Consider the following 13299-nt stretch of genomic DNA (forward strand, 5'->3'; position numbering starts at 1 on the left):
GGACGAGCCTTCAGCCGGCGGAGATTGCGGCCCTCCGTGCGGCCGTGAACGGGCCGGTGCTGACGCCGGGATCCGATGGATACGACGTGGAGTGTGCCACGTACAACCTGAACACCGGCTTCCGTCCGGCGGTGGTGGTCGGTGCGGCCGACGACAGCGATGTGCGCGCGGCGGTCCGGTTCGCCGACCGGCATGGCCTGCCGATCGCCGTGAAGGCCACCGCCCATCAGGTCGTCGCTCCGGCCCACGACGGGCTGCTGATCACCACGGAACGCATGAAGGGCGTCTACGTCGACGCTCAGGCCCGGACGGTCCGGGTGGAGGCGGGAGTGCGCTGGCGCGAGGTGCTGCCCCGCACGGCCGAGTACGGTCTGGCGGCGATCGTCGGGTCCGCACCGGACGTCGGCGTCGTCGGTTACACGCTCGGCGGCGGGCAGAGTCCGCTGCTGGGCCGGACGCTGGGCTACGCGGCCGACCACGTGCGCCGCCTGAACGTGGTGACCGCGGACGGCGAACTGCGTCACGTCACCCCGGACAGCGAACCGGACCTGTACTGGGCGCTGCTGGGAGGCAAGGGCAACTTCGGTGTCGTCACCGAGATCGAGTTCGACGTGTTCCCGGTGACGCGGTTCTACGGCGGTGCCGTCTACTTCCCGGGTGAGCACCTGGCCGAGGTGCTCAGCGCGTGGTCCGGTTGGCTGCCGACCGTGGGCGAGGAGATGACCTCCTCCATCGGCATCCAGCGGCTGCCGGACCTGCCCACGCTGCCGGAGCCGTTGCGCGGTGCGTTCGTGGTGCACCTGCGGATCGGCTACCTGGGCTCGGCCGCCGAGGGCGAGAAGCTGATCGCCCCGCTGCGGTCGGCCGCGCCGGTCCTGCTCGACCTGGTGGCGGAGAAGCCCTTCACCTCCATCGGCGAGATCCACCTGGACCCGGTCGACCCGATGCCGTACTTCGACCGCAGTGTGTGCCTCGCGGAGTTCACCGAGAAGACCGCGCAGACACTGGTGGAGCTGACGGGGCCGGAGTCGCGGTCCGTGCTCGCGAACGTGGAGATCCGGGCGCTGGGCGGTGCGTTCGACCGCGAGCCCGCCGCCGCCAACTCGATACCGACCCGAGGAGTGCCGTTCGTCGTGTTCGGGTTCGCGGCGGGCGGCCTCGGCCAGGCGGAGGAACTGCGCGGGGAACTGGCCAAGGTGGTGGACGGGCTGGCGCCCTGGGCCGTGGAGCGGAACATGGTGAACTTCCTGTCGCCGGACGAGGCGACCGACACCGAGGGCGTGCGGGCCGTCTACGGGCCGGAGCGGTACGCCAGGCTCGCCCAGGTGAAGAAGGACTACGACCCGGCCAACCTCTTCCGCTTCAACCACAACATCGCGCCCGCCTGACCGGTCCGCGTGCCTCATGTACGCCGGTGACATGGGCGGGGGCACCGGGCTTTCGCCCGGTGCCGTCACGGCGAAGGGCCCTGCCGTGGACCTGCGCCCGAGAGGGGCGAGCACGAGGACCGCCACACCACTGCGCGGCATCGCCATCGATATACGTGCTCGGCCCACTCACCGCCGTTGCCGGCGTCGCCCACCGACGACGTCCGGCCGCGTCACCCCAGTGCGCCCCCGCCCGGTGAGGGAGACACCGCTCGGTCGTCGAGCGGGCCACCTCACGCGGACACGGTCCTGCGCGGACCACGGTCCTACGCGGCCCCGCCGGACGGCTGCTCGTCCGTGGCCGGTGCGGCCGTACGCCCGGCCGGTTCGGCGGCGGTGTAGTAGACGGAGCTGCCCTGCTTGGTGCGCTGAGCCGCGTTCTTGGCGACGAGCCCTTCGAGGGTGGTGCGCACGACGGTGGGCTTGATGCCGCGCTCCGGGTGCGCCGTGGCGAGCGCGGAGGTGACCTCGGCGGCGGAACGCGGTTCGTTCTGCGCGGTGAGATGACGGCGGACCAACTCCACCAGCGTGGGCTGGGACGCCTTCGCGGACGCGGCCTTGACCGCCGTCTTCTTCGCCGGAGTCTCCGCGGTCTTCTTCGCGGGAGTCTCAGCCGTCTTCTTGGCCGGGGTTTCCGCGGCCTTCGTCGCGGGAGTCTCGGCGGTCTTCTTCACCGGGGTCTCCGCGGCCTTCTTGCGGCCCCCGGTGCCCTCGGCCTTCTTCCCCCGCGTCGACTTGCCCGCGGTGGCGGGCGCACCGGAGGGCTTCTTCCGGGGAGCCGGCACAGCGGCACTGTCCGGGGTGACCTCGGGCTTGGCCGCGGGCTCGGTTACGGGCTCGGCCTCAGACTGCACCGGCGCGGGTGAAGCGCCCAACACCTCCTGCACATTGACCAGCACGGAGTGGTCGCGCCGCAGGGCTTCCAACTGCTCCTGCAACGCGGTGATCTCCGCGCTGATGCGGTCCTGTTCCTTGGTGTTGTGTTCGAGGTCGCTGTTCACCTGGGCGGCGTACTGCGACGTCAGACCGGTGCCGGCCGTCGTACTCTCCGACATGGGGTTACCTTTCTTCCGTTTCAGGACTGGGCGTCCAGCCCTTGTGGCGCAGGCATGGAAAACAGCCAAGCGCATGTGTCTCCGGGCCGGCATCCGAGTGCCCATGGCAGTACCCGAAGCGGACAGCCCGACGTAGAGATAGTACGGATGTGGGAAGCCCGTTGTTCCACCCGAGTCATGTCTGTCTCCACGCCAGGGGTCCTTGAGCATGACTCAGGTCGCACATCAGCGCAAGATTGGGAACGTGGAATCGATTTCGCCATGGTGTCACTGCGCGGTGAGCCAAGCGCCGTGGAAACGGATCAGGCTGTGGTGTGGCTAGGCCGCCGGCCGGGTGGCCGCAACCCACCGCCGTACGCTCGCGATCAGCGAACGGCTGGCCGAGAGCGCGGCGTCGAGGCCCTGCTCGGAGCCGACCCCGGCCCGCTGGTGGAGGACGACGCCCAGCACGAGCCGGTCGTGTCCGGTGCGGTCCGGCGCGGTGGCCGCCCACATCAGATTGCCGCCCGCCGGGGTGCTGGACCCGGTCTTGACACCGATCACACCGTCCTCGCCGAGCAGGGTGTTGGTGGTGTGGAGGGTGCCGGGCACACCGGGTACGGTGGCCTCCCGCTCGGCGACGACGGACCGGAACGCCGCGTCACGCATGACCTGCCGGGCCAGTTTCAACTGGTCCTCCGCGGTACTGACGGTCGTGGGGGTGATACCACTGGGGTCGGTGTACGTGGTGTGCGTCATGCCCAGGTCGCGGGCGGCGCGGTTCATCTTCCGTACGAACGCCTCCTCCGAACCGGCGTCCCAACGGGCCAGCATCCGGGCGATGTTGCCCCCGGAGGGGATCAGCATTACCTCCAGTACCTGACGCTCGGTCAGCCGCCGCCCCGCCACGACCGGCACCGTCGACTCCGCACCCAGGCTGGACTCCTGGGCGGCCTGCGCGTCGACGGTGATGCCGGCTCCGCTCCCGCCCTCCGGTATCGGGTGGTCGCGCAGGATCACGTACGCCGTCATGACCTTGGTCACGCTGGCGACCGGCACCGGCTCCTGTGCGCCGTGGGAGCCGAGGTCACCGCGGACGCCCAGACCCTCGACGAAGACGGCCGCCTGACCCCGCTCCGGCCAGGCCGGTGACCCGGCGGTGGCCGGGCCCGCGGGGTGGCCGCCGCCCGCCTCCACGGTGGCCAGCACCACCAGGGTGGCCAGCGCGGCGGCGCCTGCGGCGCCTGCGGTCGTCAGGCGCGAGCGCGGCAGCCGCCACAGCCGGGACGCACGGAACGGAGGACTGGACGGCGACGCCTGGTCCGGACGTGGATCGGGCTCGCCAGGACCGGTGACCGGGCACATGGGAACGCACCTCCTGAAGGTACGTGCGTGACCTTCACGCACCCGGGCCACCTTGCGCGGCCGGGATGTCCGGGAGGCCGTGGCCGGATCTCCCGTACCGCTCGGCCGTGTATCCGCCGTGTATCGACGGCCGGACGACGGACGACGGACGACGGACGACGGACGGCGGACGGTGGACGGCGGACTGCGGGGAATGCTCAGGAGGCTGCGGGCAGCCGCAGCACGGCGATCGCCCCGCCGTCGGGCGCGTTGGCGAAGTCCAGCCGGGCGCCGATGACCCGGGCCTGGCCCAGTGCGATGGTCAGGCCAAGACCGTGTCCCCGGCCGCGTTCGGCCGCCCCGGTGCGAAAGCGCTGCGGGCCGTGGGCCAGCAGGTGTGCGGGGAAACCGGCACCGTGGTCGCGTACGGTCACCGTCGTGCCCGCCACCTCCACCTCGACGGGAGTACGGCCGTGCCGGTGGGCGTTGGCGACCAGGTTGGCGACGATCCGGTCCAGGCGGCGCGGATCGGTCTCCACCCTCGGCTCCCCGTGTGCGGTGAACCGTGCCGCAAGGCCGGTGCGGGCCAGCGAGTCCCGGACCACCGCGGCCAGCGGCACCGGGCGCGGATCGGCGGTCTCGGCACCCGCGTCGAGCCGGGCGATCTCCAGCAGTTCCTCGACCAGGTTCCGCAGCACCGTCACCCGGTCCCGGACCAGATCGGTCGCCTCGCCCGCGGGCAGCAGCCCGCTCGCGGTGACCAGCCCCATCAGCGGGGTGCGCAGCTCATGGGCGACATCGGCGGTGAACCGCTGCTCGGCCCGCAGCCGTTCGTGCAGGCTGTCCGCCATGGAGTCCACGGTGGCCGCGATGGCGCTGATCTCGTCTCCCGCGCCCCCGGCCGCGGTCCGCGCGGCGAGGTCCCCGGCCGAGATCCGGCGCGCGGTCCGCGCCACCCGCCGCAGCCTGCGGTGAGGCAACTCGGCGGCGAGGGCGGACAAGGGCACGACGACGGCCAGCACAGCCAGCGAGTACTTCCACATGTGCCGGTCCAGCGCGCGCCGGGTGAGCAGATCGGAAGTCATGTCCACACTCACCGCGAACGGCTTGCCCCGGTAGGTCTGCGCCGCCCACATGCTGGGGTGCACGGGGTCGCCGTCGTACCAGGTGGCCGACCCGCCGGTCGAGTCCGGCCGGTCCCGGAGCCGGTGTCGCAGTTCGTCCGGTATCGCGGCCGGATCCGACTCGTCGCCGGGTGACGTCGTCCCGTCCCGCCCGTACCGCTCCATGGAGTGGGACAGGGCGGTCAGTGCCTTCGCCGCGCCGTCGTTCATGGAGCGGTCCAGGGTGCTGCGGTGGACCAGCAGACCGACGGTGAGCGCCACGGCAGCCGAGGCCGCGGCCACCAGCAGGGCGATCTTCCAGCGCAGCGAACGCCAGTTGAGCAGGGCACGGACGGCGGGCAGTGCACGGGGGATGCGGAACGTACGGGCGATGCGGAACGTACGGGCGGTGGCCAGGGCACGAGTGACGGCCTGCGCACGAGTGGTGTGCGGTGTGCGGCGGGTGGTGGGCGGCGTGGGGGTGGTGGGCACGTCAGAGCCGCCGCAGCTTGTAGCCGAAGCCGCGGACCGTCTCGATCCGGTCGGCGCCGATCTTCTTCCGCAGCCGCTGCACACACAGGTCGACCACCCGGGTGTCACCGTCCCAGCCGTAGTCCCACACGGTGCGCAGCAGCGTCTGCCGGTCGAGGACGACGCCCGGGTTCGCGGCGAACTCCAGCAGCAGCCGCAGTTCGGTGGGGGCCAGCGCGACCGGTTCGCCGCCCCGGAACACCTCAAGACCGGCGGTGTCGACGGCCAGCTCGCCGAAGACCAGCCGGGTGGTGCCGCGGGAGCCCGGGGCCGCCGGGGCGCCGGCCCCGCTGAAGGTGGCGCGGCGCAGCAGCGAGCGGATCCTGGCCACGAGCACGGCGGTGTCCACCGGCTTGACCACGTAGTCGTCGGCACCGGCCTCCAGGCCCGAGACGACGTCCAGCGCGTCGCCGCGCGCGGACATCATGAGGACGGGAACCGTGCTGGTCTCCCGGATCCGCCGGCACAGCCCGATACCGTCCAGGTCGGGCAGCATCACGTCCAGCAGCAGTACGTCGTGTCCGCCCTCGCGGAACCGCTCCAGCCCGGTCAGTCCGTCGCCCGCCGAGGCCACCCGGTAGCCGTAGCGTTCCAGTGCGAGCGTGACGGATCTGCGGATCACCTCGTCGTCCTCGACGAGCAGGATCGCGGCCGAGGCCGGGAGGTTTTCCGGTGCCGGTACGGCGGACATGTCTTCCCCTTCGGGAAACGAGTGCGGGGGGCACCATCATGCCGTCCCCGGTCGGCCGGGGCGGCCGCGACCACCTCGTCCCCGGCCGGGCCGCGGGACACCGCGGTGCCGTACTCAGGTGTCGCCGGCCCTGTCTCCCCGCGTCGGCCATGTCTCTCCTGCGCCGGCCCGGTCTCCCCTGCACCGGGAAAAAGCAGTGGACCGTGATCATGCGATGGCGACACTGGTGCGATGACCGAATCAGAGGTGAAGGCGGATCTCCGTCTCTGTCTGCAGGACGCGCGGGACGCACTGTTGTGGAAGCTGGAGGGCCTGCCGGAGTACGGCGTCCGCCGGCCCATGACACCGACGGGCACCAATCTGCTGGGCCTGGTCAAACACCTGACCGGCGCCGAAGCGGCGTACTTCGGCGAGACCTTCGGGCGGCCGGTCGAGGCGCCGCCGCTGTGGATCGTGGGGGCGGCCGAGCCGAACGCCGACCTGTGGGCGACCGCCGACGAGACACGTGAGCAGATCGTCGGCGACTACCGCCGGGTGTGCGCGCACGCGGACGTGACGATCGAGTCGCTGCCTCTCGACGCCGTGGGCGAGGTGCCGTGGGGGCCGCGGCACGTGGTGTCGCTGCGTCGGCTTCTCGTCCACATGATCGCCGAGACCCAGCGGCATGTCGGGCACGCCGACATCGTCCGTGAACTCGTCGACGGGGCCACGGGACAGCGGCCCGGGAACGACAACATGGCGCCCGGTGACGCGGCCTGGTGGGCGGAGCACCGGAGCCGACTGGAGCAGGAGGCCAGGCGGGCCGGGTCAGTCTCGTAGACCTGTGCCGGAGGGCCGGACGACCAGTCCGGACGACGACCGGACGACCGGACGGCCGAGGGTCGGAGGACCGCACGGCCGGAGGACCGTACGGCCGGTCATCCGGCTGTCCGGCCGCGCCGCACGGCGGCTCGTACCGCGCGCGGTCAGGACACGGCGTCGCCATCCGGAGGAGGAAGCGTTGCCGAACGGCGGCGCGTGCCGCGAGCCGTCACGACACGGCGTCGCCATCCTGGGGAGGAAGCGTCGCCTGCGCGGACACCGGAGGCTGGTCGGGCCAGGCGAACGCGTAGCGGGGGTCCTCCTCGCGGCTCAGCCGGACGAAGCGCAGGAGTTCGCGGACGATGCCCGCGTTGCCCATCGCCCAGCCGGTGCGCGGTTCGAGGTCGCTCGGGGTGGCCCGGTGCTCGACGTTGGACCAGCGGGCGCCGTCGGTGTCGCGGATCGCGCGGGCGGTGAGGTCGGCGACGAGGACGTGGGCGAAGTCGTGCGGGTCCCGCTGTTCGGACATCCGGTCGCAGGCCAGCGCGAGGACGCCCGCGGTGCCGCAGCAGCGACCGTTGTTGTCCCAGAAACCGGGGCGCAGCCGCTCGGGCAGGCCGGAGCGGGTGACCGTGTGCCAGCAGCGGTCGGCGAGGGCGGCCCAGGCCGGATCGGCCGTGAGGTCCCGCAGCAGCCGGAAGACCTGGGCGTCACCGGCCGGGCCGTGGCACCAGCCGAAGCTGACGGGCTCGATGACATCGGGGCGGTACTGCGGGGTGGAGTGCCGCACCAGGAAGCCCCGCGGCCCCGCTTCGTCGCGCGCCACGATGTCCGCGGCACCGGCCAGCGCCAGTTCGAGCAGGTCCGCACGGCCGGTGGCGTGGCCGACCCGGGCGAGCGCCAGGACGATGCCAAGCGTGCCGTGCGAAATGTGGTGCAGCCGGGAGTCGACGCCCGTGCGGTGCGCCCAGTGGACGCCCGCCGGGGTCTGCTCCGCCGTCCGCAGATACGGCTCCATGGCGAGGACGGCCAGTTCGGTGTCCCCGGCCACGAGCGCGCCGAGACCGATGCCCGCGTTGCCGCCCATGAGTTCGAACAGGTCGCCCCAGCGCGTCCCGTCGAAGCGTGATCGCACGTGTGCCAGCGCGCGGTCCGCTGCGGCGTCCGCGGCCGGGTCGCCGAGCGCGTCGTGGACGGCCCGCAGGGCGAGGGCCGTTCCGGTGCGGCCGAAGTACAGGGAGTCGTCGTCGAAGCCGTCGACGGCGGCAGCGAGGCTGCGTGCCGCGCGCACTGCCGTATCGGCATAGGAGTCGTCACCGAAGTGCCGCCACGCCTCCAGGAGTACGGGGAGGATCCCGGCCGTACCGCTGTAGAGCGACGGGTCGAGGCTGTCGTCCGAGGGCCTGGCCGTCCAGGCGAGGCCCCCGCCGGTGGTGTCCCGCGCCGCCGCGGTCAGCCAGCGCAGCCCGTCCACCGCGAGCCCCTCGACCTCGTCGACCGCCACGACCGTCGTTTCCGTTGCCGTCATGGGCCCACTCTCGCATGATCTTCCGGACCCGCCCAGAGTGAGTCGGAGGGCCCGCGCGGTCCGACGGGGCGCACGCGGCGGCCGGCCGACCGGCCCGGACGGCCGAGGGCGGCGACTTCTCTCGTTGAACAGATGAACTTCCCTCGTGCGGGTGAAGCATCCTGGGAAGGTGTGCGAGGCAGTGCACACACCGCCATGTGTGTGGGTGTCCCGCCCAGCACATGTATCAACAGGACGTCCCACAGCCTTGCCGCTGCCTCCGGCGCCGGACGTCCGTCGTTCGACTGTCGGTCGCTCCCTTGTCGTTTCCGCGTCGTGCCTGGTGGCGGCCATAGTCGTCAGCCCCGGACGCATACGTCACGCTGCATGCCCGCGGCGCTGGGCGGCGCCGAGTCACCGGATCGGTATCGACTAACCTGGCCCGGTCCAGGGCCGATGTGCTCGACAGGTATGTGCGTCGCCCGCTGCGCACGCCGCCCAGTGAGGAACACCGCGATGACCGCACCCAGCGCCCCGCCGGCCATGCGAGAGGCGACGTACGACACGGGCCGACAGAAGATCTTCGTCGCCGAGGCGGGGGACGGCCCGGCGGTGCTGTTGCTGCACGGTGGCGGTCCGGGCACCGACGGTGTCTCCAGCTACGTCCGCAACATCGCGGAGCTGGCGAAGGACCACCGGGTCATCGTGCCCGACCTGCCCGGCTACGGCCGCAGCAGCAAGGGCGTCGACCGCACCGACCCCTTCGGACACCTCGCGGACGGCATCCGTGCCCTGCTGGACGAGCTGGGCCTGGACAAGGCACACCTGGTCGGCCATTCCTACGGCGGAGCCTGCGCCCTGCGCCTGGCCCTGGACACCCCCGACCGGGTCGACCGCATGGTCCTGGCGGCCCCCGGCGGCATCGGCACCACCCGCGCGCTGCCCACCCCCGGCGTGAACCGTCTGCTGAACTACTACACCGGCGAGGGGCCCTCGCGACGGAAGCTGGAGGAGTTCATCCGCCACTACCTGGTCGTCGACGGCGCCGACATCCCCGACCCCGCCATCGAGGACCGCTACCGGGCCAGCCTCGACCCCGAGGCCGTCGCCGCTCCGCCACTGCGCCGCCCCGCCGGCCGCGGCGTCCTGCGCACCCTCTGGACGATGGACCTCACCCGTGATCGGCGCCTCGCCCGCCTGGCCGTGCCCACGCTGGTCGTCTGGGGCACGGCGGACAAGGTGAACCGGCCCGCCGGCGGCCGTATGCTCGCCGACCGGATGCCCTCCTGCGATCTGTATCTGCTCGCCAGGACCGGATACTGGGCCCAGTACGAACGCGCCGAGCTGTTCAACCGGGTGTGCGCCGGCTTCCTGGCCGGGCGGCGCTGAACCGGCGGCCGGAGACCGGAACCGCCCTGCCCGGGGCGTCGGGCAGGGCGGGAGACGGCCGTGTGCGGGTACGGACGTGCGCCCGCCGCCGGCGGCAGGACCGCCCCACCGGACTGCCTTGCCACCGGCGGCGGGCCGAATCAGCGCTACCGGACTGCTGCAACTGGACAGCTGCCACCGAACAGCTGCCACCGAACAGCCGCAACTGGAGTTGCTACCGGACAACTGCAACCGGAGCTGCCACCGAACAGTTGCAACCGGAGCCGCTACCGGACAGCCGCTACACCGCGTCCCGCACGACGGGGAGCGCGTAGTCCCACAGCCGGTCCGCGGTGGCCGGGTCGAGCGACCACTTGGCGACGAGACCCAGCAGGTTCTCGACGCCGCGCGACAACAGGTGGGGACCACCGTCGATGGTCTCGGCCTCCTGGTTGTCCTCGAAGTAGCGCCCGGTGACGTCGTCGAGAAGGGGCGACGCGGCGAGCAGAACAGGGGTGGCGGCGCCCTGCTCCGGGGTCTTGAAGTAGCCAGGTGTGAGCAGGTTGCCCTCGCTGTCCATGGCGTTCAGCGCCTGCATGGCGGCCCTGTCCATGTGCCGGGTCAGGGCGGTGTGGATCGTGCCCGGGGCGCAGGCGTTGGCGGAGATTCCGTCCGCGGCCCAGCGGCGGCTGATCGCGACCGCGAGGAGCACATCGGCCGTCTTCGACTGCGCGTAGGCGACGAAGGGATCGTACGGGCGCTGCTCGAACTGCGGGTCGTCGAAGTCGAAGCCCGCCACCAACTGTGCGCCGGAGCTGAGGACGACCACACGGGGATGCTCAGCGGACCGCAGGGCGTCGTGCAGCCCGAGCAGCAGCGCGAAGTGGCCCAGGTAGTTGGTGGCGAGCTGCATCTCCCAGCCCTGCGCGTTGAGCCGGCGGTCGGGCAGCATCATCACGCCGGCATTGGCGACGACGGCGTCCACCGGCCCGGACCAGGCGTCGCAGAAGGCACGAACGGAACCCAGGTCGGCGAGGTCGACGGCGACGGCGTCGGTGTACGGGAACTCATCGAGTATCGGCTTGGCGAGAGCGGGGTTACGTGTGGCGATGGTGACCCGCGCGCCCGCACCGGCGAGCGCACGGACTGTCTCCGTCCCCAGTCCGGAAGCACCTCCCGTGACGATCATGCGTCGCCCGGTCAGGTCGACTCCGGCCAGGACCTCCGAGGCTGTGGCACGCATTCCGAAAGGGGTGGAAAAAAGTGTCATACCTATTGCACGAGATCTCTCTTGTGTGAGTTCACGATATGCGGTGATCATTCAGGCGGACATGTCGCAGGCGCCTCAGTGGCGGACCAGGCTGGCCGAAGGGGCCGCGGCCGGGCCCGACCACGACACCGGTTCGCGGCTGGTCAACGGGTGCCCGGCCGGTTCGTACGGGTGCGGCTTACGGGTGCGGCTTACGGGTCCGGCTCAACGAGCCGGGTCGAGCAACAGCTTGCCCGAGGTACGCCGCGATTCGATGTCGGTGTGGGCCTGCCCGGCCGCGTCCAGCGGATAGCGTTCGGTGATGTCGATCCTCAGCCTGCCTTCGCGGATCTTCTGGAACAGGTCCCCGGTGTGCTTCAGCAGCAGTTCCCGGCTGTGAACGTGATCCGCGTACACCGCATAGGTGACCTTGATGCTCTTCGGCAGGTCGAACATCCGCACCGTGGGGATGTCACCGATCAAAGGGCCGTAGTAGACCAGGGTGCCGACCCGTCCCAGCGTCTCGATCGACGGCCAGAACGTGCTGGCACCCCCGCCGTCGAAGACCGCCTGCACCCCTTCGCCGCCGGTCAGGTCCTTGACCCGGTCCACGAAGTCACCGCCGGAGGAGACGAGCACCTCGTCCGCGCCCGCCGCCTTCGCCATCGGGACCTTCTCCGCACGGGACACCAGGCCGATCACCCGCGCGCCGCGCAGTTTCAGCAACTGGGTGACCGCACGCCCCACACCGCCGGCGGCGGAGTGCACGAGCGCGGTCTGGCCCTCGGTCAGCGGCGCCGACTCGGTGACGAAGTGGTGCGCGGTCAGTCCCTGCATCATCGTCGCGGCGGCGACATCGCTCGGGATGTCGTCCGGCACCGGGACCACCTGGTCCGCGGGGACCGCGATTTTTTCGGCATAGCTGCCGTAGACCGAGACCCAGGCCACCCGGTCACCGACGGCGAAGCCGCTGACTCCCTCGCCGAGCGCGGTGACCCGGCCGGCACCCTCGACCCCGGGGATGAACGGGACACCGCCTGGCAGCCCGAATCCGACCCGGGAGCCGGTGTCCATGAAGTTGATGCCGGCGAATTCGATGTCGACCAGCAGCTCCCCCGGTCCGGGCTCGGGGTCGGGCCATTCCTTCACCCGCAGGACTTCCGGGCCACCCAGTTCTTCCACCACCACAGCGCGCATGGCGCACACCTCTTCCTGTCGATACGTCCGCCCGGTGACCGGCGGTCGATGCGGAGGGGAGCCTCTTCTCCCGGGGAATTTCTTTGCATCTGTGACGGCGAACGCGAACGCGGGAACCCGTCGGTGCCGGTGAGCCGCTGCGTCACGACGGCGATCGTAGGACGCAAATTCTGGACCGGCAAGTCCAGGAATCGCGACGGACCTGACCGGGAGATCAGGAATGATCCGCGCGTCCAACGGTAGATACGTGTGCACCGGGCTCCCCACCAGTCTGGGTACCCTGGACGTATGGCACTGACGGCGAAGGGCCGCGCCACCCGGCAGCGCATCATCGAGGGGGCGTCGGCACACCTGAGAAGCGACGAACCGGGGACGGTGACGCTGGACGACATCAGGGAGGTCACAGGCACCAGCAAGGGACAGCTGTTCCACTACTTCCCCGGGGGCAAGGAGGAACTCCTGCTCGCCGTCGCCCGCTTCGAGGCCGAACGGGTCATCTCCGACCAGCAGCCGCACCTCGACGCGCTCACCTCCTGGTCGGCCTGGGCGCGCTGGCGGGACGCGGTGGCCGCGCGCTACCGGGCACAGGGCGCGCGCTGCCCGCTCGCGACCCTGATGGACCAGGTCGGCAGCACCCCGGGCGCGGCGGAGGTGGCCGAGTCACTGCTCGCGCGCTGGCAGCGGCTCATCCGCCAGGGCATCGCCACGATGCAGGCCGGCGACCTCATCGACCCCGCGGTCGACGCCGACCGGGCCGCCGCCGCGTTCGTCGGCGGAATCCAGGGCGGTGTCCAGATGCTCCGGTCGACCGGCAGCACCACCCATCTCGAAGCGGTCCTCGACATCCTGATCGATTACCTCAAGGCCCAGCACTCCGCCGGCCGTTGACACCGCCTGGCCTCGACAACCGGGAAGACGCCCGACGCTCTACGGTGATCAGGACAACGCTGCGGTGACCTGTGGCGATCGAGTGGGTGTCGCAGCGGCCTACGGCGTTCCGCCCCGACCCGCCCGACCCGCCCTGTTCCGCTGCGGTCAGCTGCACTC

General features: G+C 71.5%; 11 protein-coding genes. 4 read left to right on the plus strand and 7 right to left on the minus strand.

What is annotated here, in order from left to right; translation table 11 throughout:
- The first annotated feature begins 86 nt into the window (after positions 1–86).
- Complete coding sequence (locus ACFY2B_RS05495) at positions 87–1388, plus strand: FAD-binding protein (protein ID WP_390761823.1); 1302 nt, start codon at positions 87–89, stop codon at positions 1386–1388.
- A gap of 305 nt (positions 1389–1693) precedes the next feature.
- Here ACFY2B_RS05495 and ACFY2B_RS05500 read toward each other — a convergent pair whose 3' ends face one another.
- The 4 genes from ACFY2B_RS05500 to cseB form a co-directional block, all read right to left on the minus strand.
- Positions 1694–2482 carry a hypothetical protein gene (locus ACFY2B_RS05500; protein WP_390761824.1) on the minus strand — a complete coding sequence of 263 codons (789 nt, stop codon included), beginning with the start codon at positions 2480–2482 and terminating at the stop codon, positions 1694–1696.
- Between the two features lie 318 nt (positions 2483–2800).
- Positions 2801–3826 (minus strand): D-alanyl-D-alanine carboxypeptidase family protein, encoded by a 1026-nt coding sequence (locus ACFY2B_RS05505; RefSeq protein ID WP_390761825.1) that lies wholly within the window; start codon positions 3824–3826, stop codon positions 2801–2803.
- 197 nt (positions 3827–4023) lie between these two features.
- On the minus strand, positions 4024–5271 hold the full coding sequence (locus ACFY2B_RS05510; RefSeq protein ID WP_390761987.1) for an ATP-binding protein: 1248 nt from the start codon (positions 5269–5271) through the stop codon (positions 4024–4026).
- Between the two features lie 130 nt (positions 5272–5401).
- A complete protein-coding gene (cseB, locus tag ACFY2B_RS05515) occupies positions 5402–6130 on the minus strand; it encodes a two-component system response regulator CseB (protein WP_390761826.1) in 729 nt (242 codons plus the stop codon).
- Positions 6131–6361: 231 nt separating this feature from the next.
- On the opposite strand from cseB, the gene ACFY2B_RS05520 reads away from it, so the two are divergent.
- Positions 6362–6949, plus strand: coding sequence for a DinB family protein (locus tag ACFY2B_RS05520; RefSeq protein WP_390761827.1), 588 nt, complete (start codon positions 6362–6364; stop codon positions 6947–6949).
- Positions 6950–7160: 211 nt separating this feature from the next.
- On the opposite strand, the gene ACFY2B_RS05525 is transcribed toward ACFY2B_RS05520, so the two are convergent.
- Positions 7161–8459, minus strand: coding sequence for a lanthionine synthetase LanC family protein (locus ACFY2B_RS05525; RefSeq protein WP_390761828.1), 1299 nt, complete (start codon positions 8457–8459; stop codon positions 7161–7163).
- A gap of 495 nt (positions 8460–8954) precedes the next feature.
- Between ACFY2B_RS05525 and ACFY2B_RS05530 the strand changes: the two genes are divergently transcribed.
- On the plus strand, positions 8955–9827 hold the full coding sequence (locus ACFY2B_RS05530) for an alpha/beta fold hydrolase (RefSeq protein WP_390761829.1): 873 nt from the start codon (positions 8955–8957) through the stop codon (positions 9825–9827).
- Positions 9828–10107: 280 nt separating this feature from the next.
- On the opposite strand, the gene ACFY2B_RS05535 is transcribed toward ACFY2B_RS05530, so the two are convergent.
- Complete coding sequence (locus tag ACFY2B_RS05535) at positions 10108–11076, minus strand: SDR family NAD(P)-dependent oxidoreductase (RefSeq protein WP_390761830.1); 969 nt, start codon at positions 11074–11076, stop codon at positions 10108–10110.
- Positions 11077–11280: 204 nt separating this feature from the next.
- The gene (locus tag ACFY2B_RS05540) at positions 11281–12252 is read right to left on the minus strand and encodes a quinone oxidoreductase family protein (protein WP_390761831.1); all 972 of its coding nucleotides are present in this window, start codon (positions 12250–12252) and stop codon (positions 11281–11283) included.
- Between the two features lie 288 nt (positions 12253–12540).
- On the opposite strand from ACFY2B_RS05540, the gene ACFY2B_RS05545 reads away from it, so the two are divergent.
- Complete coding sequence (locus ACFY2B_RS05545) at positions 12541–13140, plus strand: TetR/AcrR family transcriptional regulator (protein ID WP_390761832.1); 600 nt, start codon at positions 12541–12543, stop codon at positions 13138–13140.
- Positions 13141–13299 lie beyond the last annotated feature (159 nt).

The organism is Streptomyces sp. NPDC001270 (assembly GCF_042896695.1).
Taxonomy (GTDB): domain Bacteria; phylum Actinomycetota; class Actinomycetes; order Streptomycetales; family Streptomycetaceae; genus Streptomyces.